The organism is Streptomyces sp. NBC_01463, assembly GCA_036227345.1.
Taxonomy (GTDB): domain Bacteria; phylum Actinomycetota; class Actinomycetes; order Streptomycetales; family Streptomycetaceae; genus Streptomyces.
This window is the reverse complement of record CP109468.1, coordinates 4191451-4216966: the sequence shown is the minus strand read 5'-3', so window position 1 is coordinate 4216966 and position 25516 is coordinate 4191451. Positions and strand designations below refer to the sequence as shown.

Genomic DNA, 25516 nt, shown 5'->3' with positions numbered 1-25516 from the left:
GCTGGTCGCATGAAGAGCCCCCTGCTGTCCCTGCCCGGCGCCGTCCCCGCCGAGGGGCGCGACGAAGGCGTCGCCGCGCACTACGGCGACCTGTTCCGCGAGCAGCGCGCCCTCGCCGATGGTTCCGGACTGGTCGACCTCTCGCACCGCGGAGTCGTGACCGTCACCGGGAGCGACCGGCTGGCCTGGCTGCACCTGCTGATCACGCAGCACGTCACCGACCTCGCGCCCGGCCAGGCCACCGATTCCCTGATCCTCACGGCGAACGGGCACATCGAGCACGCCATGTACCTCGTCGACGACGGCGAGACCGTGTGGATGCACGTCGAGCCGGGCACCCAGGGTGAGCTGATCGCCTATCTGGAGTCGATGAAGTTCTTCTACCGCGTCGAGGTCGCCGACCGCACCGAGGACTTCGCGGTCGTGTACCTGCCGGCCGGTTCCATCGCCGAGGTGCCGGAGGGTGCCGCCGTACGCGAGACGCCGTACGGCCGTGACCTGTTCCTGCCGCGCGCGGACCTGGAGGCGTACGCGGCGGCGCACGGCCCGGCCGCCGGGGTGCTGGCCCACGAGGCGCTGCGCGTCGAGGGCCACCGTCCGCGGCTCGGTTTCGAGACCGACCACCGCACGATTCCGCACGAGCTGGGCCTGATCGGCAGCGCCGTCCACCTCCAGAAGGGCTGCTACCGGGGCCAGGAGACCGTGGCCCGGGTGCAGAACCTCGGCAAGCCGCCGCGGCGCCTGGTCTTCCTGCACCTGGACGGCAGCGAGGTGCTGCTGCCCGGGCACGGCACCCCGGTGCGGCTCGCCGCGGACGGGGCCGAGGGCCGTCAGCTGGGCTTCATCACCAGCTCCGCCCGCCACCACGAGCTGGGGCCGATCGCCCTGGCCCTGGTGAAGCGGAACGTGGCGGTGGACGCGGAGCTGCTGGCGGGGGACACGGCGGCGGCCCAGGAGACGGTCGTCGAGCCGTAGGGCCCGGTTCCGCCCCGAGGCCGTTTCGGACCTCGGTTCAGGCCTTGGCCCAGACCTCGACGATGACCTCGGCTCAGACCTCGACGATGACGGTGAACGGGCCGTGGTTCGTGAGCGAGACCCGCATGTCCGCTCCGAACCGGCCCGTCTCCACGTGCGCGCCCAGCGCCCGCAGCTGCGCCACGACCTCGTCGACCAGCGGTTCGGCGATCTCGCCGGGCGCCGCTGCGTTCCACGTGGGCCTGCGGCCCTTGCGGGCGTCCCCGTAGAGAGTGAACTGCGAAATCACCAGAAGTGGCGCATTCACATCGGAGCAGGACTTCTCGCCCTCCAGGATGCGGACCGACCAGAGCTTGCGGGCGAGCTGCGCCGCCTTCTCCGCGGTGTCGCCGTGGGTGACTCCCACCAGCACACACAGCCCCTCGCCGACGATTTCGCCGACGACCTCGCGACCGCCGTCCTCGCCCCCGGCGCCGGCCACCGTGACGCTCGCCCCGTCCACCCTCTGTACCACTGCACGCATACAGACCAACCTATCTTGGGCTGAACGGGTACAGAGCAACTCCACGGGCCCCCTCGGAGTGGCACCATGCACAAGAGGCGGTGTGCCGACGCACCGGTCGAGGGGATGGACACAAACATGAGCACGCATGGAACCGGGCAGCCCCCGGGCGCAGTGCCGGTCGCGCGCCCCGGCGTCAACAGCAGTGTCAGTACGAGTACGGCTGCGAGTACGAGCACCATGCGGCCACCTGTTCAGCGGACCGGGCACGGCTCCGAGGACGGGTCCGCGGGGGCGGCCGCGCCCGATCTGGGCGCGCTGCGGCTGCCGGAGCTGCGTGCGCTGCGGCGCGACTCGCAGCGTGACGAGGCCGATCTCAGCTATGTGCGGCGGCTCGTCCAGGGGCGCGTCGACATCCTGCGGGCCGAGCTGGCCCGGCGCCGGGACCCCGAGTCGCCGGTGGTGGACCGGCTCTCGGAGATCCTCGCCGACACCCCGTCGCTGCACCGCTCCTCCGCCCGGCACGTCACGCTGAGCACGCCGCGCAGCGACGAGTACCGGAAGCTGGCGGCCGAGACGCTCGCCGAGGTCGAACTCTCCGACCTCGACGCCCGGACGGACGAAGAGCTGCACACCGCCATGGGGCGCCTGGTCCGCTACGAACAGCAGGTCTCCCGGCGCCGGGCACGGCTCCAGCGCACCGCGGACGATTGCAGTGCGGAGATCGCCCGCAGGTACCGTGACGGGGAAGCACAAGTAGACGACCTGCTCGCCTGAAGCGATCCTTCCGGAGGCGGGTCCCGCCCGTCCCCGGAAGGCCACCATGACCTCCAGCGCAGTCCCGTCGCCCCCGTCCGGCATATCCGGCCCGGCTCCCGCCCTGCCCGTGCTGGCCGAGGTCGTCCGGTCCGGTTTCGTGGAGGGCCGTCACCGGGGCTCCCTGGTGGTCCTGGCCGCCGACGGCAGCGTGGAACTGTCCCTGGGCGATCCGGCGGCCCCGGTCTTCCCGCGTTCCTCCAACAAGCCGATGCAGGCCGCGGCGGTGCTGCGGGCCGGTCTCGACCTGTCCGGGGAGCGGCTGGCACTGGCTGCCGCGAGCCATTCGGGCGAGGGCTTCCACCTCGATCTCGTACGCAAGATGCTCACCGAGCACGGGCTGTCGCCCGACGATCTGCAGACCCCGCCGGATCTGCCGCTGGACCCGGTCGAGGCGGAGACGTACCTCGCCGCGGGCCACGTCCGGGAGCGGATCACGATGAACTGCTCCGGCAAGCACGCGGCGATGCTCGCGGTGTGCCTGCACAACGGCTGGGACCCGGCCACCTACCTCGACCCGGCCCACCCGCTCCAGCAGCTGGTCCACCGGGTCGTGGAGGAGGCGGCGGGCGAGCCGGTCGCGGCGGTCGGCACGGACGGCTGCGGGGCGCCGCTGATGGCGATCTCGCTGGTGGGTCTCGCGCGGGCGTTCCGTACGTTCGTCACGGCGGAGCAGGGCACGGCCGAGCGCCGGGTGGCGGACGCGATGCGCGCCCATCCCGAGTACGTGGCCGGCACCCGGCGGCCCGACACCTGGCTGATGCGGGAGGTGCCGGGCACGCTGTCCAAGATGGGGGCGGAGGCGGTCCAGGCGGTGGCGCTGGCGGACGGCCGGGCACTGGCCTTCAAGATCGACGACGGTTCGACCCGGGCACTGGGTCCGGTGCTGGCCCGGGCGCTGGGCCTGCTGGGCGTGGACGCGCCGGTGGTGTCGCGGATCGGCCGGGCACCGCTGCTGGGCGGCAGCGCGGAGGTCGGGCAGATCAGGGCGGCGTTCTGATCCGCCGCTGACCCGCTGACCGGGCAGCCCGGCCGTGCCCGGTTTGCTGCCCGTGCCCGTCCCCGTACCACCCGGCCGAAAACCGGGCGACATCCGGACCCTCCGAATCTAGCGTGGGGCGTATGACCAGCCTCGATGTCCGTACCGTCGCCGAATCCGAGCTCCACGACTGGCTCCGCGCTCTGAACACCGGTTTCCTGCGGGCGCCGACACCGTCGGACGAGGAGGTGGCAGGCCGGTTGCCGTACCTGGACCTGGCACGCATGCAAGGGGTGTTCGACGAGGGGCGGTGCGTGGCGACGTTCCGTTCGTTCGCGCAGGAGATGACGGTCGTCGGCGGTGCCACGGTGCCGACGGACGCGGTCACCAACGTCACGGTGACGCCCACGCACCGCCGCCGCGGGCTGCTCTCGCGGATGATGGCGACGGACCTGGCGGCGGCGAAGGAGCGCGGCGATGTGGCGGCCACGCTGATCGCCGCCGAGTACCCGATCTACGGGCGGTACGGCTTCGGCCCGGCGGCGTGGACCACCGAGTGGGAGGTCGACGTCCCCCGGACGGGCCTCGACCCGCACCGCAGGGTCCCGTCGGCCGAGGACGGCGGCCGGATCGACCTGGTCGACGGCGCGGAGGTCCGCAAGCTGGGGCCGGTGCTCCACGACCGGCTGCGGGCCCGGCAGCACGGGGCGGTGAGCCGCGGCGAACGCTGGTGGGACCTCGTCACCGGTGAGGTGCTCTTCCCGCACGACACCTGGACCGAGCCGTTCTACGCCGTCTACCGCGGGGCCGATGGCACCGTCGACGGCCTGCTGGTCTACCGCTCCGACGACAACTGGGGCGACGCCAAGCAGCCGCTGAACCGGGCGACGGTGCGCAGCCTGATCGCGGTGACCCCGGCGGCGGAGCGGGCACTGTGGCACTTCCTGTGCTCCATCGACTGGATCTCCACGATCCGCACCGGCCACCGCGCCCCCGACGACCTGCTCCCGCTCCTCCTCCCGGACCCGCGCGCGGCCCGCGTGGTGACGCACGCCGACTTCATGTGGGTCCGCGTCCTCGACGTCGTACGCGCCCTGGAGGCCCGTACCTACGCGGTCCCCGGCTCGCTCGTCCTGGACATCCACGACTCGACGGGCCTCACCGCGGGCCGCTTCCACCTGGATGCCACGCGCGAGGGCGCGACGTGCACCCCGACGACGCGGTCGGCCGATCTGGCGATGGACGTACGGGAGCTGGGCACGCTGTACCTCGGCGACGAGTCGCCCCTGCGGCTGGCGGCCCTGGGCCGCATCGAGGAGCTGACCCCGGGCGCCGCGGCTCGCGCGGACGGGGTGCTGAGGGCGGGGCGGCGGGCCTGGTGCCCGGATGTGTTCTAGGGCGGCGGGGGGCGGTGCCTGACCGTGCGAGCGCGGGTCAGGAGTCGGTCGGGACCAGGAGCAGGGCCAGGATCAGGGCCCCCGCACAGGCGCAGTTGGGGCTTCCCGCCTTGAGGCCGAAGGACAGCAGGGCGAAGCCCACCGTCCCCATCAGCCCGTACTTCCACTGCACGATCTGCTCGATGCCCAGCGTGACGAATGGCATGACGATCACTCCTCCGGCGGTGAAGGGGCGTCGATGCTCGCACTCCGTTGTGTCGAGAGGACGCTGCCTGTGTACCTAGAACAACCGATTAACCTCTTAGATTTGACTGGTTGGCTTGACTGTAGGTTTCCCTACGAATGAGTAGTCGTAAACTTGTATGGTTGCCTGGATTGGTTGGTTGTCGTGATGGTCATGTGATTTTCATGGTTGCTCACCCGAAGTCTCCCTGTCTGGCGACCAGTTGTATGGTTGTGATGTGACGAATCGTGAGCATGACTTGGCTGAAGGTGACTTCATCTATCAGCGCGTCGCCGACGAGCTGCGTCAGGGCATCAGCGGCGAGGAGTGGGGGCCGGGCGACCGTCTGCCCACGCGCGCCCAGCTCGCCGAGCGGTTCGACGTCTCGCCCGCCACGATCAACGAGGCGCTGAAGCGCTTGCGCGGCGAGGGCCTGATCGTCACCCGGCAGGGCAGTGGCACCTTCGTCCGCGGCGGACCGCATGGTGACGGGCGTGCGGCGTCGCAGGGGGCCCGTGCCGGTGAGGGCGCCGGGGGGCCGGGCGGTCCCTGGGCCGTGATGGCCGAGGGCGTCAAGCCCGTGAAGCTCGGACCGTATCTGGCCGAGGCGTTCGAGGCGTCCGAGGTGACGCTCGATGTCTTCTCGATGACCACGGAGACGCTGGCCAAGCGGGTGTCGGACCTGAAGGACCGGTTCATCCAGGAGAACATCCCGCCGCCCCGCAGCATCAAGGCCCGGCTGATGCTTCCGGACTGCGACTCCCCGATGCTGACCATTCCCCGCAGGGTCGACGGCGAGGACGACCCCCGCGTGCGGCAGCGGTTGAAGTCGATCCTGCAGAGCCACGCGACGATGTTCCAGGAGGCGTTGTTCGAGCTCCAGCGCTGCGACCCCGCGCCGGAAGTGGACGTCGAGGTGCGAGTGGTGCCGTGCTCGCCCCAGATGAAGTTGTACATTCTGAACCGCAGCCTGGCGCTGCAGGGCTTCTACGTCGTGGATGTGGGCAGCATCCCGCTCCCTCCGGGACGTGAGGAGGTCCGGATATACGACGCGTACGGCACGGGAGCCACCCTCTTTCCGTACCGTGTCGCGGCGACGGCGAAGACCGCCGGGAGCGGACAGCGCGACATCGTGCAGGAGTGCCAGGCGTTCTTCGATTCGTACTGGAATCACCAGGCCACGAGGGTGGATCTCTGATCGTGCTGTCCCCAGTTGCTGCCCCTGTACGTGACGAGGCCCAGGCCGTCCGGCGTGCGCGGAATCTGCTCGCCCGTGCCCAGTGCCTCGTCTGGGACTTCGACGGGCCCATGGTCCGGCTCTTCGTCAGCGAGCAGGGGAGCGGGGACAGCGAGGCGCACCTGATCGCCGACGAGCTCATCGGCATCGCCGCGCAGCACGGCCCCGTGCCGGACGAGGTGCGGGGTAATCCGGACCCGCACGGTGTCTTCCGGCGGTACGACCGGCTGGCGCATCGGCCGGGTGCCACGGAACGGGCGCGCGCGATCGTGGTGGAGATGCGCCACGCGCTCACCGCCCGGGAGCTGAAGGCCGCCGAACACGCTACCCCCACCCCCGGGGCGGACCGGCTCGTCAGGGCCTGGCACGCGCTCGGCCGAGGGCTCGCCGTGGCGTCCAACAACCATGCGGACGCGGTGCGGCGCTATCTGGAACGCACTTCGCTGGACCGGTACTTCGGGGGCGCACCGGTCATCGGGCGCTGCGATGCCGACACCCGGCGGATGAAGCCCGATCCCTGGGTGCTGAACGGGGTCGTCGCCGCGACGGGTCTCGGTGTCGACGGCCATGTGATGATCGGCGACTCCACCGCCGATCTGGGGGCGGCCGGTGCGATCGGCATGCCGTTCATCGGCTATCACCGGGATCGGGCGGGGCGGGACGCCCTGACGGCGGCCGGTGCGCGTACGGTCGTGGGCTCCATGGCGGTGCTGGCCGATGCCGCCGAGGCGTTGTCGGCGCAAGTGCGCTGAACCGGCGGGAAGTTGTACCGTCCCTGTATGGGTCTCAACGCGGGGGGACGCCGTACCCCGACGGTCCGCGGCCGGCAGCCGGCGCCGCCACCCACGGCGCCGGTCACCCCCGGCCGGTGGCGGCGGTGACGCAGGACCACCTGTCCGGCGACCTGGCGCTGCCCGCCGGGCGGGTGGACGCCCAAGTGTCGGCGGCCCGGCGGCGTGCGGCCGCGCTCGTCTCCGACGAGCGGCTCCTGGTGGGCCCGCTCAAGGGCTACCACCATGAGACGTACGCCTTTCCGCTTCCGGACGCCGACGGCTCGGGACGGCAGACCTGGTGGAAGTGCCGGGATCCGCGCGCCGGCCTGTTCTGGTTCGATCTGCGCGCGTTCGCCTCGGAGAAGGAGCTCGTACGGGCCCTGCAGGGGAGCATCACCCGCATCCCCGTGGTGATCGAGCGGGAGGGGGTCTCCCTCTACACCTTCGTCGAGGGGCGGACGCTCGGCGAGGCATGCCCTCCCGGGCAGCCGCTTTCGGGGCGTCACGCGGGGCAGCTCGGGGCCCTGTTCGGCGAACTCGTCTCCGTCCGGCCCGAGTCGGTGGTCGCGTCGGCCGGCCGGGCGGCAGGGCTCCGTCCCGCCGGACGGCAGAACGACTCCGCCGCCTTCCTCGCCCGGCTGATCGACTTCACGGATGCCCACATCTACCAACGGCATCTGCCGCGCTACCACCCGCTCTTCCGGGACCTCGGCATACCCGGCGGCGCCCTCGACGGTCTCCGTGCGGCGGCCGGGGATCTCGTGTCCCGCCCCTTCGCCCTGCTCCACGGCGATCTGCACCGGGAGAACTTCATCGTCGACGCCCGCGACGACCTGTGGACGATCGACTGGGAGCTGGCCATGATCGGTGATCCGCTCTACGACCTGGCCACCCACCTCCATCTGATGCACTACCCGCCCGGGCAGCGGGCGCGGATCACCGGCATCTGGCGCCGCGCGGTCGAGAACGCCCGGCCCGGGAGCTCGGACGGGTGGGAGACGGACCTCCCGGTGCTCCTCGCCTACAAGCAGGCGCAGTCCGTCTACACGGATGTGATCCGGGCGGCGCTGGCCCTCGGCGGGCTCACGGAGGAGCAGCGGCGACGGCAGCTGCCCCGGGCGGCCCGGCGGATCGAGAGGGCGCTGGGGGCCGCGCGCCGGACCCTCGGGCTCACCTGTGAGCTCTCCGCGGACGAGGTGGCCGCCGTGTATGTCCGGTGGTTCGGCGACCGACCGCCCGCCGTCACCGCGTCCGCACCCTGAACAGTGCCCCCGACAGGCCGATCGCGAGCAGCAGCAGGCCCGTGGCCCAGCCGAGGGCGATCCAGGGGGTGTTGCCGGCCGGCTGGTTCAGGAGGAGGGCGCGCAGGGACTCGATGGCCGGGGTGACCGGCTGGTGGTCGGCGAAGGCGTGGAGCCAGGTGGGCATGGAGTCGACCGGGACGAAGGCGCTGCTCGGGTAGGGGAGGAACGACATCAGGAAGGTGAATCCGCCTGCCGCCTCGGGGGTCCTGGCGAGCAGGCCGATGGCCGCGGAGAGCCAGGACAGCGCGACGATGTACGTGGTCAGGACGGCGAGTGCGGTGAGCCAGCCGGTGGGGGTGGCGCTGGGGCGGAAGCCGATCAGGAGGGCGACGCCCAGGACCACGGTGGTGGAGACCAGATTGCGGGCCGTGCTCGCGGCGACATGGCCGGCCAGGATGGCGGCGCCGCCGATGTCCAGGGAGCGGAAGCGGTCGATGATGCCGTTCTGCATGTCCTCGCTGACGGCCACGGCGGTGCTCGCGGAGCCGAAGCCCGCGCACATGAGCAGGACACCGGGGACGACGTAGGTGACGTACGAGGAGTGCGGGGCGCCGGTGTCGATCGCGCCGCCGAAGAAGTAGACGAAGATCAGCATCAGCAGGACCGGCAGCATCAGCGAGGTGATGAGCGCGTCGGTGTTGCGCCTGCTGATCCGCAGAGATCGGCCCGCCATGGTGCCGGCGCGGGCCAGGGGCGCGGTGAGGGTCTCAGACATGGGCGGTCCGGGTCTCCTTCGTCGTGGTGAGGGCCAGGAAGACGTCGTCGAGCGTGGCGCTGTGCAGGGAGAACCGTTCGACCGCCGTCCCGGCCGGGTCGATCTCGTCGAGCAGGGCCCGGACATGGGCCGCCGAGCCGTCGGTCGGCAGGCCGAGGGTGAGCGTCGAGGGTGCGTGGTGCACCGCGCGGTGGGTGAGGCGGAGGTAGGCCGCCCGGTCGGCCAGGACCACGTCGAGGCGGTGACCGGCGACGCGGGACTTGAGGGTCTCGGCGGTGCCCTCGGCGACCGTGCGTCCGTGGTCCAGGACGGCGATGCGGTCGGCCAGCCGGTCGGCCTCCTCCAGGTACTGGGTGGTGAGCAGGACCGTGGCGCCCTCGGCGGCGAGGTCGCGGACCACCTGCCAGAGTTCCTGGCGGCTGCGCGGATCGAGGCCGGTCGTCGGCTCGTCCAGGAAGAACACCTCCGGCAGCGGGCTGCCGACGAGCCCGGCCGCCAGGTCGAGCCTGCGCCTCATGCCGCCGGAGTACGTACGGGCGGGGCGGCGGGCCGCCTCGGTCAGGCCGAAGCGTTCGAGGAGGTCGGCGGCGCGGCGGCGGGCGTCCGCGCGGGAGCGGCCGGCCAGCCGGGCCATCATGCGCAGGTTCTCCTCGCCGGTCTGGGCCTCGTCGACGGCGGCGTACTGGCCGGTCAGGCTGATCGCGCGGCGGACCCGGCTCCGGTCGGCGACGACGTCGTACCCGGCGACACGGGCCGTGCCGCTGTCGGCCGCGGTGAGCGTGGCCAGGATGCGGACGACGGTGGTCTTGCCCGCGCCGTTGGGGCCGAGCAGGGCGAAGACGGTGGCGCGGTCCACCCGTAGGTCGATGCCGTGCAGGACGGGTGGCGCGGATCTTCCGTACGACTTGGTGAGGCCGTGGGCCTCGATCATGGCGGACGACGGCATGACTTCCCCTTCTGCGTATGTGGTACGTGGTAGTGCGTAAGGGTTACGCATAACTAGGATGGACGTCAAGGGAAGGTGGGTTCAGGTGACGCGAGGGAACGGTTCGCAGGGCGGTACGGGCCTGCCGGCCAGCATCGAGGCGGCCTGGGGACTGCGGGCGCGCCCGGTCAAGGGGCCCAAGCCCGGACTGACGCTGGAGCGCATCGTGGACGCCGCGGTGGCGGTGGCGGCGGCCGAGGGGCTCGGCGCGGTGTCGATGGGCCGGGTCGCCAAGGACCTCGGCGCCTCGACGATGTCGCTCTACCGGTACGTCGCCGCCAAGGACGAGCTCTACGTGCTCATGCAGGAGGCGGCCATGGGCCCGCCGCCCCCGCTGCCCGCCCTGGAGGAGAACGCGGGCTGGCGCGAGGCCCTCGCGCAGTGGGCCGGGGCGATGCGCCGCGTCTACCACGCCAACCTCTGGATGCTCCGCATCCCCATCGCGGGACCGCCCGCGAGCCCCCACTCGGTCGCCTGGTGGGAACAGGGCCTCCAGGCCCTCGACGGCACCGGTCTGGGGCCGGGCGAGGAAGTCTCCGTCATCCTTCTGGTCAGTGGTTTCGTGCGGAACGAGGCGCTGGTGACGGGCGATCTCGGCGCCGCCGTCGAGGCCCGCGGCGTCTCGGAGACGGAGGTCATGGAGGGCTACGCCCGCACGCTGGACCGGCTGGTCGATCCCGTACGCCATCCCTCGCTCACCCGGCTGCTGGCCTCCGAGGTGATGTGGGCGCCGGACGCACCCGACTACGAGTTCACGTTCGGCCTCGAACGCGTGCTGGACGGGATCGAGGCGCTGGTCCGGTCCCGGCGGTAGGGGACGGGTGTCGTACCGGTTGCGGGGCTTTGGACGTCAAGTCCGCTTGAGGTCAAGGGCGTACGCTGCATGGTCATGAGCGCAGAGAAGCCCGGGTCAGGGACATCGGCGGATGCGGCGGCGACGGGCGGGGGAGCGGCCGGGCGGGCCGCGCCGGATGCGCCGACGAGTCTGCGGGAGCGGAAGAAGCAGCTGACGTACCAGGCGGTGTCCGAGGCCGCGATCTCCCTGTTCCTGGAACGCGGCTTCGACAAGGTCTCGGTGGCGGAGATCGCGGCCGCCGCGGATATCTCCAAGCCGACGCTGTTCCGGTACTTCCCGGCCAAGGAGGACCTGGCGCTGCACCGGTTCGCCGACCACGAGGACGAGTCCGCCCGGGTCGTCGCCGGCCGCGCCGACGGCGAATCCCCGCTGGACGCGCTGCGCCGCCACTACCTGGACGGCCTGGAGCGGCGCGACCCGGTCACGGGGCTGTGCGACGTCCCGCAGGTGCTGGCGTTCCACCGGCTGCTGTACGGGACACCGTCCCTGGTGGCCCGGCTCCACGCGTACCAGAGCCGCTCCGAGGCCGCGCTCGCCCGCGCGCTCGGTGACCGGGTGACGGACCGGCTGGCCGCGGGCCAGATCATCGCGGTCCTGCGCATCCTGGCCATGGAGAACTGGCGGCGGATCAGCGAGGGCCGCAGCGCGGACCAGGTGTACGGGGCGGCGGTCGAGGAGGCGGAACGGGGCTTCGCGCAGCTGCGGTCGGGGCTGGGGGAGCGGCGGTAGTCCGGCCCCGCCGCCCTGGCGCCCGGCTCCCGGGCTGCTCCGCTACTGGCCGTCCACGGCATGCTGCACCGCTTCCGCTATCTCCCGGACCCGGTCGAACGTGATGCCCGTGCGCTGCTCGACGGCCAGCGGATGATCGGTGGGCTCCAGCTCGATGAACGGGCGCCGGCCGATCGGACGGGTGTGCGCATTGGTCTTGAGGTTGGTCGTACGGGGGGTGTAGAGCCCCAACTCGGTGGTGAGCCAGCCGAAGTACGGCTTCTCGGACTCCCGGCCCGGCGTCTCCCACACATCGAGGGCGCGGCCGAAGTTCTCCCGGCTCAGCGACACCCAGACACCCCAGGAGAACGGCTCCGGGCTGCCGGCCACGGGTATCTCGATCAGGCCCTTGATGAAGTAGTGCTCGTGTCTGACGATGCACTGGTCCGACGAGAGCATGCTGTCGGGGTCGCTCTCCAGGCTCGCGTCCCAGACGTCGGGCGCCATGGTCGAGTACCCCATCGGGAGTTCCGTGTGGTGTTCGCCGCAGCGGGAGCAGGTGTAGCCGGGGTCGGTAGCCATGGGCGGGATCCTAGAGCTTCCGGGAGGTGCTCATGTGGCCCCGGGTGGGGCCCGGCCGCCGAGCTCAGTCCGCGGCCGGGATGTCCAGCGCCGTTCCGTACAGCCGGGAGACGCGGATCCGGATCACCACGCGCCGGTCCGCGACCACCTGGGCCAGGAAGGCCGCCTCCTCGGCCGGGTCCGCGAAACCCGGTGTCAGGGAGAGGAGTTCGCGACTGACGTCGTCCCCGGGCACGGCCGCCGGAGCCGACACCTCCGCCTCGCCCTCGGCGACCGCGAACGAGAACACGTCCGGGCCGCTGACGTGCAGCGCCGCATGCGGATCGGTGCGCAGCTGACGCGGCTTGAGGCGGTCGGCGGTGCTGGACACGCGCACCACACGCTCTTCGGCGTCCCAGGAGTAGAGCACCGTCGTCAGATGGGGGTGCCCGGTGCGCCGCACGCTCGCCAGGACGCCGAACTGCTGCTCCCGGAGCAGCCGGGACAGTTCCGCTTCGGTGAGCACGCGCGGCCCCGGACCTGCGCCCGGACCGGAGTCGGAGCCGGTGTCGGTGACGGACTGTGGTTCGTTCTCGACGGGGGTGGTGGGAAGGGGCGGCATGGGTTTCTCCTCAGGGCCGGCGGGGACCGGTGGGCAGTGGTCAGGCGGAAGGTGCGGGACTTGTCGGTGCGGCTGTTGCCGCCGTGGCCGTGTGGCGGTCCGGCCGTCCGAGCACCACCAGCGCGACGAGGAACGCGGCGGTGAGCAGTCCGGCTCCCACGGCGAAGGCCAGGTGGTAGCCGCCGGTCAGCGCCTCGGCCCGGCTGCTGCCGTCGGCGAGCAGGGTGTCGGTACGGGAGGCGGCCAGCGTGGACAGGACGGCGACGCCCATCGCCATGCCGATCTGCTGGGTGGTGTTGAACAGTCCGGACGCGAGTCCGGCGTCCTCCTCGCCCGCCCCCGACATGCCGAGCGTGGTCAGCGCCGGGAGGGCGAGGCCGAATCCCGCGGCGAGGAACATCACCGGCAGCAGATCCGTGGCGTAGTGCGCGTGGACGGGGAGCCGGGTGAGGAGGCCGAGCACGCCGATCAGCAGGACCAGCCCCGCCAGCAGCACGCTCCGGTCGCCGAACCGTGTGCTCAGCCGGGCCGATATCCCCAGCGACACGGCACCGATGACCGCGGCCGCCGGCAGCATGGCGAGCCCGGTGGCTGTGGCCCCGTAGCCGAGCACCCGCTGCAGATACAGCGCGACCAGGATCTGGAACGAGAACAGCGCGGCCACCATGAGGATCTGGACCAGATTGGCGCCCGCGACACTGCGCGAGCGCAGGATGCGCAGCGGAAGGAGCGGGGTCGCGGCCGTGGCCTGGCGGACGAAGAACGCGGCGAGCAGGGCCACCGCGAGGGCGCCGAGCCCGAGCGTGTGCGGTGACACCCAGTCGTACGACTCGACCTCGACGACGGAGTAGATGCCCACCATCACCCCCGCGGTGACCAGGAGTGCGCCGACGGCGTCCGCGCCCGCGGTGAGGCCGGGCCCGCGGTCGCCGGGCAGGACGCGCGCCGCGACGAGCAGCGCCGCGAGTCCGATCGGCAGGTTGATGAAGAAGATCCAGTGCCAGCCGAGCGCGTCGGTGAGGATCCCGCCGAGCACCTGCCCGATCGAGGCCCCGGCCGCGCCGGTGAAGCTGAACACGGCGATGGCGCGGGCCCGTTCGCGGCTCTCGGTGAAGAGGGTGACCAGGATGCCCAGGCCGACCGCGGACGCCATGGCGCTGCCGGCGCCCTGGAGGAAGCGGGCGGCGATCAGCAGGGCGGGGGTACCGGCCGCTCCCGCCAGTACGGAGGCGGCGGTGAAGACCGCCGTGCCGGCCAGGAACATTCGCTTGCGGCCGATGAGGTCACCGAGCCGCCCCGAGAGCAGCAGCAGGCCGCCGAAGGCGATCAGGTACGCGTTGACGACCCAGCTGAGGCCGCCGGGAGTGAAGCCGAGGTCGTTCTGGATGGCGGGCATCGCCACGGTCACGATCGAGCCGTCGAGCACGGTCATCAGCAGACCGGTGGCGATCACGCCGAGAGCGAGGTGGCGCGAGCGGGCGACGGGCGGGGCGGGGGCCGGGGCGGGAACGGGGCGAGCGGGCGCGGACATCGGGCTCTCCTGTCGGTCGGTTCGACAAGAGAGAACGTAGCAGATGGTTTTGTTGCGGACTATTTCTTTCGGTTCTATTTTCCGCGGATGGCGCGGCTTCCGCCGTGCTGCGCCCGTGGGTGGCGGGGTGGGGGATGGGTGCTGGGCCGGTGGTGTCGCCTACTTCTGGCTCTGGCGGGCCCTGCGGACCGCCCGCGGGTTCTCGGCCGGGGTGGCCAGGTGCTCGCCGGCCAGCTGGCTCAGCGCGCGCAGGAGCGTCTCCCGGTCCGCCCGGGCCAGGCTGCCCAGCGCCTCCTCGTGCACCCGGTCGACGATCTCCTGGCTCCGCGCGGCCAGGGCCGCGCCCTGCTCGGTGACGGCGATGATCCGCGCCCGCCGGTCCCGGCTGGAAGGGCGGCGCTCGGCGAGGCCCGCGCTCTCCAGCGCGTCCACCGTCACCACCATGGTGGTCTTGTCCATGTCGCCGATCTCGGCGAGCTGGATCTGGGTGCGCTCCTCCTCCAGGGCGTGGACCAGGACGCAGTGCATGCGTGCGGTGAGCCCGATCTCGGCGAGCGCCGCCGACATCTGGGTCCGCAGGACGTGACTGGTGTGGTCCAGGAGGTAGGAGAGGTCCGGTGCGGTGCGGGTGGGTGCCATGGCGGTCATGTCTGCCAGCGTAACAATTCGGTCTGTGGCAGATCGTCCGCAAGTGGACGTCTTGCTTCCTGCCCCTCCGCCCGGCAGGGTCGCCGGATAATCGCTGGCGGGCCCCTTCCGGCGGCGGCAGAGTCGACCGTATGCCGATCCCCGTCGAAGCCGCGTTCCTGCCCGGTCTGGAGCTCTCCAGGATTCTGTACGAGACCGCGGTGCGGCCCGTCCTCGACGACGCCTTCCCCGGCCTGCCGTACGCCGCCGCGCGGATCGGCGCCGGATCGGAGGTGCTCGGCTTCGACACCGCGCGCTCGACCGACCACGACTGGGGCCCGTGCCTGGACCTCTTCCTCGCGCCGGACGACGCGGCGGCCCACGGCGACGCGATCCGGCGGCTGCTGGCGGACCGGCTGCCCAAGGAGATCCGCGGCTGGCCCACCCATTTCCGCCCGGCCGCCGACCCGCTCGACCCGGTCGGCCACATGGCGATGACCGACGGACCCGTCGACCACCGCGTGGTCGCGCACGACACCGGCGCCTGGCTGGTCCGGGAGGTGGGCCTCGACGCCTCCACCACGGAACCCGCCGTACGGGACTGGCTCGCCATGCCGCAGCAGAGGCTCGCCCAGGTCACCGCCGGCGCCGTGTTCCACGACGGCCCCGGTCTCCTCACCACCGCACGCGCGCGGCTGGCCCGCTACCCCGAACAGGTGTGGCGCCACGTCCTGGCCTGCCAGTGGCAGCGGATCTCCCAGGAGGAGGCGTTCGTCGGACGCTGCGCCGAGGCCGGCGACGACCTCGGTTCGGCCGTCGTCGCCGGGCGGCTGGTCCGCGACCTCATGCGGCTGTGCCTGCTGCTGGAGCGGCGCTACCCGCCGTACGGCAAGTGGCTGGGCAGCGCGTTCGCCCGGCTGGAGGCGGCCGGGGAGCTGACGCCGTCGCTGCGGGGAGCGCTGGCGGCGACGGAGTACCCGGAGCGGGAGCGGCACCTGTGCGCGGCGTACGAAGCGGTGGCGGTCCGGCAGAACGCGGCCGGGCTGACCGACCCGGTGGACCCGTCGCCCCGCCCGTACCACGGCCGTCCGTTCCTCGTCCTGCACGCGGAACGCTTCGCCCGCCCGCTGGCCGCCTCGGTCACCGACCCGGACCTGCGCGGGCTGCCGCTGACCGGGGTCGTCGACCAGTGGGCGGACAGCACCGACCTGCTCATGGGGAGGGACGGGGACGCGCTGCGGGCGGCGAGTGCGGCGGTGGGCGGACGCTGAGGCGTACGGCCCGGATCCGAGGGCGGCGGCCGCGGTCGGCGGTGCGGCTTCGGACGGCATGAAATCCGGTGGCGGGCCTTCGTGCGCTCCGCCTAGTTTGGACGCCCGTGACCCATGATCCGAAAGCCTTCGCCGACGGGTGCGCGCATGCTCCCGCCCGCACCGAGTTCGTGCCAACTCCCGTCCGCGGCGAGGGATTCGGCCGGTCGATGACCGGCGGCAGGCGATGACCGGCCAGGCGGCGGTGCGGCCCGCGGCCGCCGATGAGCGGCTGTTCTCCCGGACGTACGCGGCCGCCACGTTCAGCTTCGCCGCGGTCATGTTCCTGACCGGGTTCGCCGCACTCGCCGTCGTGCCCATGCTGCCGGTGGCCGCCCGCGACTTGGACGGGGTGCCGCTCTACCCGCTGGTGGCGGGCTGTTTCGTCGCGGCGAGCCTGTTCGGCGGGGTGCTGGGCGGTGACTGGGCGGACCGTGCGGGGCCGGGCCGCCCGCTGGCGGCGGGCGTGGTGCTCGCGGTGGTCACCCTGGTCGTCTCGGCCACCAGCACCACCATCTGGCAACTGGCGGCGGGGCGCTTCCTGGACGGGGTGGCGGCCGGGATGATCGCGGTGGCCATCAACACGGCCATCGCCCACGCCTATCCGGACCGGCTGCGGGCGCGCGCCCTGGCGTTGATGAGCACCTGCTGGATCATCCCGTCACTGGCCGGCCCGCCGCTCGCGGGCCTGGTGGCCGCCTGGTGGTCCTGGCGCCTGGTGTTCTTCGGGCTGGCCGCCCTCACCGTGATCCCGTCGCTGGTCGTCGTCGTCATGCTCCGCAACCCATCCTGGCAGGGACAGGGACAGGGACAGGGGCAGGGGCGGTCCCGGGCGCGGTCGAAGCAGGAAACCGGTCCGGCGGCGGACGTGACGCCGCGGCCCGCGCTGATGGTCGCGGCGGCCGTGAGCGTGGGGGCGGCGCTCGGGCAGTACGCCGTCTCGGGCTGGGACGTACGCCATCTGCTGTGCGGGGTGGCGGGAGTCGCCCTGCTGGTGGTGTTCGTGCCGAGGCTGCTCCCGGCGGGCACGTGGCGTGCCGCGCGCGGACTGCCCGCCGCCGTGCTGCTGCGCGGCCTCACCTCGGGGGCGTACTTCACGCTGGAGGCCTTCGTGCCGCTGCTGCTGAACACCGCGAGGCGCGTGCCGCCCGTGCAGACCGGACTGGCCTTCACGGGGGCCGCCATCGCCTGGGCCGGCTCCTCCTGGCTCCAGGGGCGGCTCCAGGGCCGGGTCTCCCGCCACCGGTTGGTCACGGCCGGGGCCCTGGTGATGGGGGCGGCGGTGGCGCTCGCCGCGGTGGGCACGCTGCCCGCGCTGCCCGCCCTCACCGCCGCCGGGGCCATGGTCCTCGCGGCCGTCGGCATGGGCATGGCCACGCCCTCCCTCACCCTGCTCTCGCTCACCCACAGCCCGCCGGGCCGGCAGGGGTACGCCAGCAGCGCCATGCAGACCAGTCAGAACCTGGGCCAGATGGCGGTGATGGGGGTGGCCGCGGCCCTGTTCAACCTCTTCCTGGGCTTCGGCTCCGCCGACCTGGCGGCCTATGCCGCCGCCTTCGGCCTGCTGCTCGTGCCGAGCGTCCTGGCGGCGACGCTCGCGGTCAGGGCCCGCGAAGCCTGAAGGAGGGGGGCGCGCCGGGGCCGTCTAGCCCCTCAGCCGGTCGCGCTGGATCCGGTGGGCGAGGGCGCGGCGCACGGAGGCCGAGCCGGCCGGGGCGGTGGCGGTCCCGGCCGGTACGTCGAGGCCGCGGCTGATCTCGTCGTACGCCTCGCGGTGGCCGGCGGGCAGTTCCGCGGCGTGCAGCCGCAGGTCCTCCTCGACGAGCCGGCGCAGTTCGTCGACGGTCCGCTCGGTGAAGCGCTTCTTCCCGCGCGCGAGTGCGCCGACGCAGGGAGTGCAGCGGGCGGCTCCGTCGTACGTCTCCGAGAGGTCCTCGGCGAGCCCCCACAGGCGTCCCTCCAGCCACGGCAGGTCGTGCTGGCCGAGGGAGACGTCCATGGAGGGTCCGGGACCGGCGTCCCGGTACTTCGCCACCTGCTTGGACACGGCGGGCTGGCTCATGTCGGTGAGCCGGGCGATGCGCTCCTGGGTCCAGCCGAAGCCGGTGAGCACCTGGATCATCTCGGCGCGGAGCCTGCGCATCTCCTCGCCGGCGCGGATCACGTCGTTCATCCCGGCGAACATCCGCCCGGCCTGCTCCTCGGTCAGAGCGGGGGTACCGCCGGTGCCCGCCGCGGCCGCCGGGGTGCGCGGGGTGTGTCGTGTGTTCTCTTCGGCTGCTGCCACAACCCAGTTATATACCCTGCTCCATACGTCATAACCGAGTTGTATAACCGGGTTATGAGTGACAGGATCGCCCTGTGTCCACCTTCTGCGCCTCCGACGGAACCCAGCTCGCCTACCGCACGTACGGAGCCGGCGATCCGCTCGTCTGCATCCCCGGCGGCCCCGCGGACTCCCGCTACCTGGGCGAGCTCGGCGGCCTCTCCGCCCATCGCCGTCTGATCGTCCCGGACCTGCGCGGCACAGGCCGCTCGGCGGTCCCCGAGGACACCGCCGGCTACCGCTGCGACCGGCTCGTCGACGACATCGAGGCCCTCCGCGCTCACCTCGGTCTCGCGCGTACGGACCTGCTCGGGCACTCCGCCGGAGCGAACATCGCCGTCCAGTACGCGGCCCGCCACCCGTCGCGCGTCGGCCGCCTCGCCCTGATCACCCCCGGGGCCCGGGCCGTCGGCATCGACATCGGCGGGGAGGAGCGGCGTGCGCTCGCCCGGCTGCGGAGCGGCGAGCCGTGGTTCCCGGCGGCGTTCGCCGCGCTGGAGGCGATCACCCGGGGGACGGGCACGGACTGGGCGGCCGTCGACCCGTTCTTCTACGGCCGGTGGGACGAGGCCGCCCGCGCCCACCACGCGGCGAGCCGGCCCGACAACCCGGACGCAGTCGCGGGCTTCGGGGCCGAGGGCGCCTTCGACCCGCCCGCCACCCGTGCCGCGCTCGCCGCCTTCGGGGCGCCCGTCCTGCTGCTCGCCGGGGAGTTCGACCTGAACAGCCCGCCCCGCTCGGCGGCCGACTTCGCCGCCCTGTTCCCCGACGCGACACTCGTCGTCCAGGAGGGGGCGGGGCACTACCCGTGGGTCGATGACGCCGACCGGTTCACGGAGCTGGTGTCGGCGTTCCTGGCATAGGGCCGGCGCGCCTCGCCGGACCGTACGGGATCGCGCCCGCCCGGTCTCAGTCCAGCAGCCGGGACAGCCGAACCGCCTGACGTTCGGCCGTCCCCGGCGGATTGCGGGGGTGCTCGGGGTCGTCGAACGAGAGCAGGAACAGCCATACGAGGGCGACCAGCCGACGGGTGTCGAGCAGCAGGGCCCGCTCCGCGGCGTCCAGTTCGAAACGGCCGATGAACTCCTCGGCGTCGAGGGGTTCGCCGACCCAGGCGGACACGTGCTCGGTGATCTCCGCCAGTTCGAGGGGACGGTCGCTGCGGCCGGACTCCTCGAAGTCGACGATCCGTACCCGGGAGCCGTCCCACAGGTAGTTGGCGAGGTTGCCGTCCCCCGGGCCGAACACCGGCCGGATGCCCGGCCGGTCTCCCGCGTGCCACGGGTCCGCGCCCGCCAGCCACTCCAGGCCGCGGTCCATGGCCCCGCCCACCCCGGGCCCGACCCGGGGGCGGGTCCGCGGCGCCCAGGCCTCGATCCGACGGGCCAGGTACTGCCGGTGCCCCGGCCTGACGGGCACCTCGTCCAGCAGGTGCGCGGGCACGCAGTCGTGCACCTCGGTCACCGCCGAGACCAGGGCGTCGAGCCGGGGGCCGTCGATCCGTTGCCCGCGGAGCGGCAGGCCCGGGAGGCGGAACATCGCCACGGTCGGTTCGTCGGAGGTGAGATCCGCGTGCCGGGGCGCGGGGGCGAGCCCGGGAGCGTGGGCGCCGAGCAGCGTGAGCGCCCGCCATTCGCGCTCGCTCTGCTCGTGGTGGCCGGGACGGAACGTCTTGATCACGGTGTCCGGCCCGAGGTCGAGACCGTGCGTGCTCCAGGAATCGGCAGTCATGGGAGGGGATCCTGCCAGGCGGGCAGGGCCGGGCCGGCGGCTCGGCCCTCACGCCCGAGGCGCGGCCGGTCAGGCCGGCAACTCGACCGTCACGTACGGGGCCAGCGCGCGGAGGAAGTCCGCCGCGTCGAACATCGCCCCGGCCGAGGCCACCCCCGTGGTCCGCGTGCGGCCGGTCAGGATGCGTGCGACGGCCTCCACCGCCAGGGGTGCGGTGACGGCGTAGATGTCCTGGCCGCGTGCCGTGGCGCGGCGCTCGACGCCGTCCGCGCGGACCAGGACGTCGACGACGAACGTCTGGTCCGAGCGCCCCAGCGTGTCGACCGCCTCCGGTGCCGGAGTGTCCTTCCCCGCCAGGTCGCCCGCCGCCTCGACGGACATGTGGGTACGGACCTCGGACACCTTCACATGGCTGGGCACGGTGACGACGTCGGCCATGGTGAACTCCGTGATCACCGCGCGCCGGCCCAGCGGTTCGGGGAACAGCCAGTCGCCCTGCGACACCGCGTCGTCGTGGTAGCGCAGCGCGCCGTCCGCGTACCGCACCCGACGGCCCGCGCGGCGGTCGTGGGAGACCTGTCCCGCCTCCCGGGTGCCCGCCGTGGGGCGCCAACTGCTCAGTCCGTACGCGACGTCCACCGAATCGGCGGACGTCGCCCCGCCCATCGCCGCGGTGACCAGCAGGTCGCCCAGCCCGCCGTAGAAGGCCATGGCCGGCACCACGGGAGTGCCCGCCCGCAGGGCCGCCTCCGTGTGGTCGGCGAACATCGCGGCGTTCGCCTCGATCTCCGCCGCGACGTCGACGTACGGGATCCCCGCCCGCAGGGCGGCCTCGACGACCGGGCCGCCGGTCACCGCGAAGGGGCCGGCGCAGTTGATGACGGCCGCCGCGCCGGCGAGCGCCCGGTCGAGCGCGCCCGCGTCGTCCACGCCGGCCGGCCGTACCTCCGCCTCGCCCCACTCGGCCGCCAGCGCCTCCAGCCGTGCCGCGTTCCGGCCGGAGAGGACCGGGGTGAATCCGCGCCGCCGGAGCTCGGCGACGATGAAGCGACCGGTGTGTCCCGTCGCCCCGTAGACCACGACCGCAGTCGCTGTACTCATGGTTTCCCGCTCTCGACCTGGTGGTTCGGTGTGCTGAGGTGTCCAGTCTCGGTGCGTGCGGTGTCCGGCCGTGAGGGTCCGGACCGACAGCATGCGTACACTTTCGGACATGCCAACTGTCGCGCTGCTGACGGCCGGTGACCTGCTCCACTTCGAACTGGGGGTGGCGTACGAGATCTTCGGCAACCCGCCGCGCGAGGCGTCGGACGGCTGGTACGACGTACTGCTCTGCGGGCCCGGTCCGGTGCGGGTCGGCCCCTTCACGGTCGAGCCGGACCACGGGCTGGAGCGGGCGGCCGGCGCCGACACGGTGATCGTGCCCGCGTGCGTCGACATCGACGTGCCGCCGCCGGCCGAACTGGTCGAGGCGGTGCGCGCGGCGCACGAGGCGGGCGCGCGGGTCGCCTCGCTGTGCACCGGGGCGTTCGTGCTCGGTGCCGCGGGGCTGCTGGACGGCCGGCGGGCCACCACCCACTGGGCGCACGCCGCCGAGCTGGGCAGCCGCCATCCACAGGCCGTGGTCGACCCGGACGTCCTGTACACGGACAACGGCAGCGTGCTCACGTCCGCGGGCAAGGCCGCCGCCGTGGACCTCTGCCTGCACCTGATCCACCTCGACCACGGCGCTGCCGTCGCCAACGCGGTCGCCCGCCGCCTGGTCATGCAGCCGCACCGGCCGGGCGGCCAGGCCCAGTTCGTCGCCACGCCGGTGCAGGTCTCGGGCGACCACGCCCTCGCCCAGCTGCTCGCCTGGGTCCAGCAGCGGCTGGACCAGCCGCTGTCGGTCACCGACATGGCGCGCAAGGCGAACACGAGCCCGCGCCACCTCGGGCGGCAGTTCCGGTCCGTGATCGGACAGACGCCGATCCAGTGGCTCCTGATCCAGCGCGTGCGCCGCGCGCAGGAGCTGCTGGAGGCCACCGACGAGAGCATCGAGGCGGTCGCCGTTGCCACGGGCATGGGGACGGCGACGACGCTCCGGCGCCAGTTCAAGCGGATCGTGGGGGTTCCGCCGGACGCCTATCGGCGCGCGTTCCGCAGCACGCACGCGGTCTGACGGGGCCGGACGGGTGGCCGTCGCGGCCCCGGGGCCTGCCCTCCGGTCCCGCCCCACCGGGCCTCAGGCCCGTATCCGATGCTCCCGGGGCCAAGACTGGATTCAGCCCCGGGTTCAGTCCTGGGTTCAGCCTCGGATTCAGCCCTGGGGTTAGTCCCGGATTCAGCCCCGGCTTCCGTCCGCGGTTCCGACGGCCGCCCCGGCCTTCGCTTCGACCTCCGCTTCGATCCCGGCGAGCTGCGCGGCCAGGATCTCCTCGAACGCGGCGCGGCGGTCCGCGCCGAGCGGGCGGACGTCGCGGGCGAAGTGGGCCAGGGCCGGGAAGCGCTCGGGGTCGGCGCCCAGCACCGCCACGCGGAACAGCTCCATGCCCTGCTCGTGCTCCTCCGGCGTGACCGTGCTGCCCCCGGCCTCGGAAGCGATCAGCGCGGAGATGAGCACGGCGATCCGGTGGTAGCGCACCGGGATCTCCGCGTCGGGCAGGCCCGAGGCGCGCAGCGCCTGCAGCACCTCCTCCATGACCAGCCGGGAACCGGTGCCGCTCGACGCGTAACGCCCCCAGACGGCGGCGAGCTGCGGCTGTTGGCCGAAGGCCTCGCGCATGCACAGGGCCAGGGCCCTGATGCGCTGCTTCCAGTCGCCCTCGGCGCTGTGCTCCTCCATGGCGGCCAGGATGATCCGGTCGGCGACCGCGCGCAGCAGTTCGGTCTTGCTGCGGAAGTGCCGGTAGAGGCTGGAGGAATCGGTCCCGAGCACCGCGGCCAGCTTGCGCACGCTGAACGAGTCCGCGTCGCTCGTGCGCAGCAGCTCCGCCGCCGCATCCAGGATCTCTTCGGTCGACCAACGCCTTCGGCCTGCCATTTCGCTCCTCGCCACTGCCTCTCGACTGCCTTCAGCCTAGCTTATGCACTTGGTGTTGCACGCACCGCGTGCATAATGGGGACATGAGTGTGCCGGACGGCCGGGCAAGGACGGGCCGGCATGCCACTCGTGCCCTGTTGTCCCGGGCCGGGCGACCGATGCGGAGCTCGCCCCGGGGATTACGGAAGGACGCATGACGTGAAGAACCCACTGGACACCGCAGCGCTGAACGCGGCCGTCGACAACGTCCACCGCGCCGGGATGCCGGGACTGTTCGCCGAGGTGCGGGACGGCGACCAGGTCTGGCAGGGCGCCGCCGGGGTCGCCGATGTCTCCACCCGCCGCCCCGTCACCGCCGGGATGCGGCACCGCGTCGGCTCCATCACCAAGACCTTCACCGCCGCCGCGGTCCTGCAACAGGTCGAGGCCGGCCGGATCGGCCTGGACACGCCGGTCGGCCGGTACCTGCCGAAGCTCGTTCCGGGGGAGCGCGGTGACGCGATCACGGTCCGGATGCTGCTGAACCACACGAGCGGCCTCGCCGAGTACCTCCCGTACGCCTATCCGTCGCTCAAGGCGTTCCCCGTCCTCGCGGAGACCGGACCCGAGAGCCTGGACGACCACCGGTTCACGCGGTTCGACCCCGTCGAGCTGATCGCGATGGGCGTCACCGCCCCCGCCGTCGGCACCCCGGGCGGCAGTCCGGGGGTGTACTCCAACACCAACTACCTGCTCCTCGTCCAGCTCCTGGAACAGGTGACCGGCGGCACGGCCGAGCAGTGCATCACCCGGAACGTCATCGAGCGGGCCGGGCTCCGGGACACCGAACTCCCCGCCGGGACGCACGTCGACGGCCCGCACTCGCGTCTCTACGAGTCCTGGTTCGGCATGATCGACCCGCCGCGCGACTACAGCGTGTACGACATGTCCTGGGTGGGCCCTTCGGCATCGCTGATATCGACCGTCGCGGACCTCAACCGCTTCTACGGGCTGCTGCTGGCCGGGGAGATCGTCGGCCCGTCGTCGCTGGAGCAGATGCGACGTACGGTCCCGGTCGTCTCCCAGGAGGGCAGGATCATCGAGTACGGACTCGGGCTGCACCCGATGGAGGGCTCCGGGCAGGGCGACTTCTGGGGCCACGGCGGCACCGTCTGGGGCGGGGGCGCGCTGGCCATGGCCCGGGCCGACGGCGGGCGCCGGATGGCGGTCGCGGTGAACATGCAGCGGTGGAACAGGCTGGACTCCGCCGGCCGGCCGCAGCCCCACCCCATCGACGCCGCACTCGCGGAGCTGTACCGCGTCGCGCTGTACGGCTGACCGGCGTCGGGCGGCTTCAGGCGGTCGTGGCCTCCGCACGGCCGAGCAGGATCGCTGCGCGATCGAGGAGCTCGCTCACGTTCCGGATTCCCGGCTCAAGGCCTCGGCTGTGGACGAAGACGGTGAGATCGAGGGCGACTTGCGCGAAGCAGTACGCCAGCACGCCGGGGCCGGCCACGTGCTCGCCGGCGGCGCAGAGCATCCGCACCGCGTCGGGCGTGATGCCGTGGGCGCTCAGCAGCGTCGCGTAGTCGAAGACCCTCGTTCCACTGCCCAGGGCTTCGATGTCGATGACACCGCTGACGCGATCGGCGTGCAGGAGGATGTTGCCGGGGCGGAAGTCGCCGTGGACCAGGTCTCCGGTGGGCAGAACCACCGGTCCGTGGAGGGCGAGGAGCCGTTCGCAGATACGGACGAGTTCCCGCCCGACCGGGCCGGTCCCGTCCGCCTGCCGCCACAGGTCGCCGCGACGGTCGGCGATGCGGCCGGTGACGAACCGCGACCAGCACCTCCCGGGGTCGGGATCGAGACCGGTGTGCGTCTCCAGCAGACCGATCAGCAACCTGGCCTCAGACGCGCCCACTTGTTGGGGGCTGTGTCCGACGACGTACTCCTGGACCTGGTATCCGAATCCGTCCGCGCTCGTGCCGACGGCGAGCCAGGCCGGCGTCGGATATCCGGCGGCGCGGATCCTCGCGACTCCCTCGGCGGCGCGCTCGATCCGGCGGGCCAGGTCGCGGGCGGGGTTCCATTTGAGTACCGCCTGTCGGCCGGTGTCATCGGTCAGGAGCCAGGCTCCTGACTGGAAACCGTCGTCGAACCGGTGGTCGAGCCGGAACCGGGTGTGATGCGTACGGTTGGCCTCGGTCAGGACGGCCTGCGCCGTACGGGCATCGGCTCGGCCGGGCGGGTTGTTCCGGGGCACGGGGATCTCCTGGCACGTCGAACGGGCCGCGGTCGGGCGCTGACGGCGGCGGGGCGCATGCGTCGGCCGCCGGTCGG

The 25516-nt window shown here is 72.7% G+C and carries 27 protein-coding genes; 14 read left to right on the top strand and 13 right to left on the bottom strand.

Annotated features, from left to right (window positions below; genetic code table 11):
- Positions 1-9 precede the first annotated feature (9 nt).
- Positions 10-975, top strand: coding sequence for a folate-binding protein (locus tag OG521_18600; protein ID WUW22697.1), 966 nt, complete (start codon positions 10-12; stop codon positions 973-975).
- 73 nt (positions 976-1048) lie between these two features.
- Here OG521_18600 and dtd read toward each other — a convergent pair whose 3' ends face one another.
- Positions 1049-1498 (bottom strand): D-aminoacyl-tRNA deacylase, encoded by a 450-nt coding sequence (gene dtd / locus OG521_18595; protein ID WUW22696.1) that lies wholly within the window; start codon positions 1496-1498, stop codon positions 1049-1051.
- A 117-nt stretch (positions 1499-1615) separates the two neighbouring features.
- Here dtd and OG521_18590 point away from each other — a divergent pair, with 117 nt between their 5' ends.
- The 3 genes from OG521_18590 to OG521_18580 all read left to right on the top strand — a co-directional run bounded on the left by OG521_18590 (position 1616) and on the right by OG521_18580 (position 4669).
- A complete protein-coding gene (locus OG521_18590; GenBank protein ID WUW22695.1) occupies positions 1616-2254 on the top strand; it encodes an ABC transporter substrate-binding protein in 639 nt (212 codons plus the stop codon).
- Positions 2255-2300: 46 nt separating this feature from the next.
- Positions 2301-3293 carry an asparaginase gene (locus OG521_18585; GenBank protein WUW22694.1) on the top strand — a complete coding sequence of 331 codons (993 nt, stop codon included), beginning with the start codon at positions 2301-2303 and terminating at the stop codon, positions 3291-3293.
- Between the two features lie 122 nt (positions 3294-3415).
- Positions 3416-4669, top strand: coding sequence for a GNAT family N-acetyltransferase (locus OG521_18580; protein WUW22693.1), 1254 nt, complete (start codon positions 3416-3418; stop codon positions 4667-4669).
- A gap of 37 nt (positions 4670-4706) precedes the next feature.
- On the opposite strand, the gene OG521_18575 is transcribed toward OG521_18580, so the two are convergent.
- On the bottom strand, positions 4707-4874 hold the full coding sequence (locus OG521_18575) for a hypothetical protein (protein ID WUW22692.1): 168 nt from the start codon (positions 4872-4874) through the stop codon (positions 4707-4709).
- Between the two features lie 256 nt (positions 4875-5130).
- On the opposite strand from OG521_18575, the gene OG521_18570 reads away from it, so the two are divergent.
- From OG521_18570 to OG521_18560, 3 genes are all read left to right on the top strand, one after another.
- The gene (locus OG521_18570) at positions 5131-6090 is read left to right on the top strand and encodes a winged helix-turn-helix domain-containing protein (GenBank protein ID WUW22691.1); all 960 of its coding nucleotides are present in this window, start codon (positions 5131-5133) and stop codon (positions 6088-6090) included.
- Between the two features lie 2 nt (positions 6091-6092).
- Positions 6093-6881: an HAD family phosphatase gene (locus tag OG521_18565; GenBank protein ID WUW22690.1), complete on the top strand. Its 789-nt coding sequence runs from the start codon at positions 6093-6095 to the stop codon at positions 6879-6881.
- A 125-nt stretch (positions 6882-7006) separates the two neighbouring features.
- Positions 7007-8164: an aminoglycoside phosphotransferase family protein gene (locus OG521_18560; GenBank protein ID WUW22689.1), complete on the top strand. Its 1158-nt coding sequence runs from the start codon at positions 7007-7009 to the stop codon at positions 8162-8164.
- Here the strand turns inward: OG521_18560 and OG521_18555 are convergent.
- Both OG521_18555 and OG521_18550 read right to left on the bottom strand, forming a co-directional pair.
- Positions 8145-8921, bottom strand: coding sequence for an ABC transporter permease (locus OG521_18555; protein WUW22688.1), 777 nt, complete (start codon positions 8919-8921; stop codon positions 8145-8147). The two genes, OG521_18560 and OG521_18555, sit on opposite strands and share 20 nt — an antisense overlap.
- On the bottom strand, positions 8914-9867 hold the full coding sequence (locus tag OG521_18550; protein ID WUW22687.1) for an ATP-binding cassette domain-containing protein: 954 nt from the start codon (positions 9865-9867) through the stop codon (positions 8914-8916). Before OG521_18550 ends, OG521_18555 begins: the two co-directional genes overlap by 8 nt.
- A gap of 85 nt (positions 9868-9952) precedes the next feature.
- Between OG521_18550 and OG521_18545 the strand changes: the two genes are divergently transcribed.
- Positions 9953-10720, top strand: coding sequence for a TetR/AcrR family transcriptional regulator (locus tag OG521_18545; protein WUW22686.1), 768 nt, complete (start codon positions 9953-9955; stop codon positions 10718-10720).
- Positions 10721-10789: 69 nt separating this feature from the next.
- Complete coding sequence (locus OG521_18540) at positions 10790-11491, top strand: TetR/AcrR family transcriptional regulator (GenBank protein ID WUW22685.1); 702 nt, start codon at positions 10790-10792, stop codon at positions 11489-11491.
- A gap of 42 nt (positions 11492-11533) precedes the next feature.
- Here the strand turns inward: OG521_18540 and OG521_18535 are convergent, their stop codons facing one another.
- From OG521_18535 to OG521_18520, 4 genes are all read right to left on the bottom strand, one after another.
- A complete protein-coding gene (locus OG521_18535) occupies positions 11534-11992 on the bottom strand; it encodes a DUF2199 domain-containing protein (protein ID WUW26726.1) in 459 nt (152 codons plus the stop codon).
- Between the two features lie 124 nt (positions 11993-12116).
- A complete protein-coding gene (locus OG521_18530) occupies positions 12117-12653 on the bottom strand; it encodes a pyridoxamine 5'-phosphate oxidase family protein (GenBank protein WUW22684.1) in 537 nt (178 codons plus the stop codon).
- A gap of 40 nt (positions 12654-12693) precedes the next feature.
- Complete coding sequence (locus OG521_18525) at positions 12694-14184, bottom strand: MFS transporter (GenBank protein ID WUW22683.1); 1491 nt, start codon at positions 14182-14184, stop codon at positions 12694-12696.
- 159 nt (positions 14185-14343) lie between these two features.
- Positions 14344-14832, bottom strand: a complete 489-nt coding sequence (locus tag OG521_18520) for a MarR family transcriptional regulator (protein WUW22682.1) — start codon at positions 14830-14832, stop codon at positions 14344-14346.
- Positions 14833-14963: 131 nt separating this feature from the next.
- Here OG521_18520 and OG521_18515 point away from each other — a divergent pair, with 131 nt between their 5' ends.
- Together OG521_18515 and OG521_18510 are read left to right on the top strand one after the other, a co-directional pair.
- The gene (locus OG521_18515; GenBank protein ID WUW22681.1) at positions 14964-16082 is read left to right on the top strand and encodes a DUF4037 domain-containing protein; all 1119 of its coding nucleotides are present in this window, start codon (positions 14964-14966) and stop codon (positions 16080-16082) included.
- Positions 16083-16308: 226 nt separating this feature from the next.
- Complete coding sequence (locus OG521_18510; protein WUW22680.1) at positions 16309-17742, top strand: MFS transporter; 1434 nt, start codon at positions 16309-16311, stop codon at positions 17740-17742.
- A 24-nt stretch (positions 17743-17766) separates the two neighbouring features.
- Here the strand turns inward: OG521_18510 and OG521_18505 are convergent, their stop codons facing one another.
- Positions 17767-18408, bottom strand: coding sequence for a sigma-70 family RNA polymerase sigma factor (locus OG521_18505; GenBank protein ID WUW22679.1), 642 nt, complete (start codon positions 18406-18408; stop codon positions 17767-17769).
- Positions 18409-18482: 74 nt separating this feature from the next.
- On the opposite strand from OG521_18505, the gene OG521_18500 reads away from it, so the two are divergent.
- On the top strand, positions 18483-19310 hold the full coding sequence (locus OG521_18500; GenBank protein ID WUW22678.1) for an alpha/beta hydrolase: 828 nt from the start codon (positions 18483-18485) through the stop codon (positions 19308-19310).
- Between the two features lie 46 nt (positions 19311-19356).
- Here OG521_18500 and OG521_18495 read toward each other — a convergent pair whose 3' ends face one another.
- Together OG521_18495 and OG521_18490 are read right to left on the bottom strand one after the other, a co-directional pair.
- Positions 19357-20178 carry an aminoglycoside phosphotransferase family protein gene (locus OG521_18495; GenBank protein ID WUW22677.1) on the bottom strand — a complete coding sequence of 274 codons (822 nt, stop codon included), beginning with the start codon at positions 20176-20178 and terminating at the stop codon, positions 19357-19359.
- Positions 20179-20247: 69 nt separating this feature from the next.
- The gene (locus OG521_18490; protein ID WUW22676.1) at positions 20248-21279 is read right to left on the bottom strand and encodes a saccharopine dehydrogenase NADP-binding domain-containing protein; all 1032 of its coding nucleotides are present in this window, start codon (positions 21277-21279) and stop codon (positions 20248-20250) included.
- 109 nt (positions 21280-21388) lie between these two features.
- On the opposite strand from OG521_18490, the gene OG521_18485 reads away from it, so the two are divergent.
- Entirely contained in the window at positions 21389-22336 is a 948-nt protein-coding gene (locus OG521_18485; GenBank protein ID WUW22675.1) for a helix-turn-helix domain-containing protein, read from the top strand.
- A 162-nt stretch (positions 22337-22498) separates the two neighbouring features.
- Here OG521_18485 and OG521_18480 read toward each other — a convergent pair whose 3' ends face one another.
- Positions 22499-23197: a TetR/AcrR family transcriptional regulator gene (locus OG521_18480; protein WUW22674.1), complete on the bottom strand. Its 699-nt coding sequence runs from the start codon at positions 23195-23197 to the stop codon at positions 22499-22501.
- Positions 23198-23395: 198 nt separating this feature from the next.
- Here OG521_18480 and OG521_18475 point away from each other — a divergent pair, with 198 nt between their 5' ends.
- Positions 23396-24514: a beta-lactamase family protein gene (locus tag OG521_18475; GenBank protein ID WUW22673.1), complete on the top strand. Its 1119-nt coding sequence runs from the start codon at positions 23396-23398 to the stop codon at positions 24512-24514.
- Positions 24515-24530: 16 nt separating this feature from the next.
- Here OG521_18475 and OG521_18470 read toward each other — a convergent pair whose 3' ends face one another.
- Complete coding sequence (locus tag OG521_18470; protein WUW22672.1) at positions 24531-25439, bottom strand: aminoglycoside phosphotransferase family protein; 909 nt, start codon at positions 25437-25439, stop codon at positions 24531-24533.
- Between the last annotated feature and the right edge of the window lie 77 nt (positions 25440-25516).

Coding starts and splice junctions, on each gene's coding strand:
- OG521_18515 (WUW22681.1), top strand. CDS start 14,964: ATGCCGATCCCCGTCGAAGCCGCGTTCCTGCCCGGTCTGGAGCTCTCC.
- OG521_18600 (WUW22697.1), top strand. CDS start 10: ATGAAGAGCCCCCTGCTGTCCCTGCCCGGCGCCGTCCCCGCCGAGGGG.
- OG521_18510 (WUW22680.1), top strand. CDS start 16,309: ATGACCGGCCAGGCGGCGGTGCGGCCCGCGGCCGCCGATGAGCGGCTG.
- OG521_18590 (WUW22695.1), top strand. CDS start 1,616: ATGAGCACGCATGGAACCGGGCAGCCCCCGGGCGCAGTGCCGGTCGCG.
- dtd (WUW22696.1), bottom strand. CDS start 1,498: ATGCGTGCAGTGGTACAGAGGGTGGACGGGGCGAGCGTCACGGTGGCC.
- OG521_18535 (WUW26726.1), bottom strand. CDS start 11,992: ATGGGGTACTCGACCATGGCGCCCGACGTCTGGGACGCGAGCCTGGAG.
- OG521_18585 (WUW22694.1), top strand. CDS start 2,301: ATGACCTCCAGCGCAGTCCCGTCGCCCCCGTCCGGCATATCCGGCCCG.
- OG521_18540 (WUW22685.1), top strand. CDS start 10,790: ATGGTCATGAGCGCAGAGAAGCCCGGGTCAGGGACATCGGCGGATGCG.
- OG521_18580 (WUW22693.1), top strand. CDS start 3,416: ATGACCAGCCTCGATGTCCGTACCGTCGCCGAATCCGAGCTCCACGAC.
- OG521_18550 (WUW22687.1), bottom strand. CDS start 9,867: ATGCCGTCGTCCGCCATGATCGAGGCCCACGGCCTCACCAAGTCGTAC.
- OG521_18490 (WUW22676.1), bottom strand. CDS start 21,279: ATGAGTACAGCGACTGCGGTCGTGGTCTACGGGGCGACGGGACACACC.
- OG521_18525 (WUW22683.1), bottom strand. CDS start 14,184: ATGTCCGCGCCCGCTCGCCCCGTTCCCGCCCCGGCCCCCGCCCCGCCC.
- OG521_18575 (WUW22692.1), bottom strand. CDS start 4,874: ATGCCATTCGTCACGCTGGGCATCGAGCAGATCGTGCAGTGGAAGTAC.
- OG521_18485 (WUW22675.1), top strand. CDS start 21,389: ATGCCAACTGTCGCGCTGCTGACGGCCGGTGACCTGCTCCACTTCGAA.
- OG521_18495 (WUW22677.1), bottom strand. CDS start 20,178: ATGACTGCCGATTCCTGGAGCACGCACGGTCTCGACCTCGGGCCGGAC.
- OG521_18530 (WUW22684.1), bottom strand. CDS start 12,653: ATGCCGCCCCTTCCCACCACCCCCGTCGAGAACGAACCACAGTCCGTC.
- OG521_18480 (WUW22674.1), bottom strand. CDS start 23,197: ATGGCAGGCCGAAGGCGTTGGTCGACCGAAGAGATCCTGGATGCGGCG.
- OG521_18520 (WUW22682.1), bottom strand. CDS start 14,832: ATGACCGCCATGGCACCCACCCGCACCGCACCGGACCTCTCCTACCTC.
- OG521_18555 (WUW22688.1), bottom strand. CDS start 8,921: ATGTCTGAGACCCTCACCGCGCCCCTGGCCCGCGCCGGCACCATGGCG.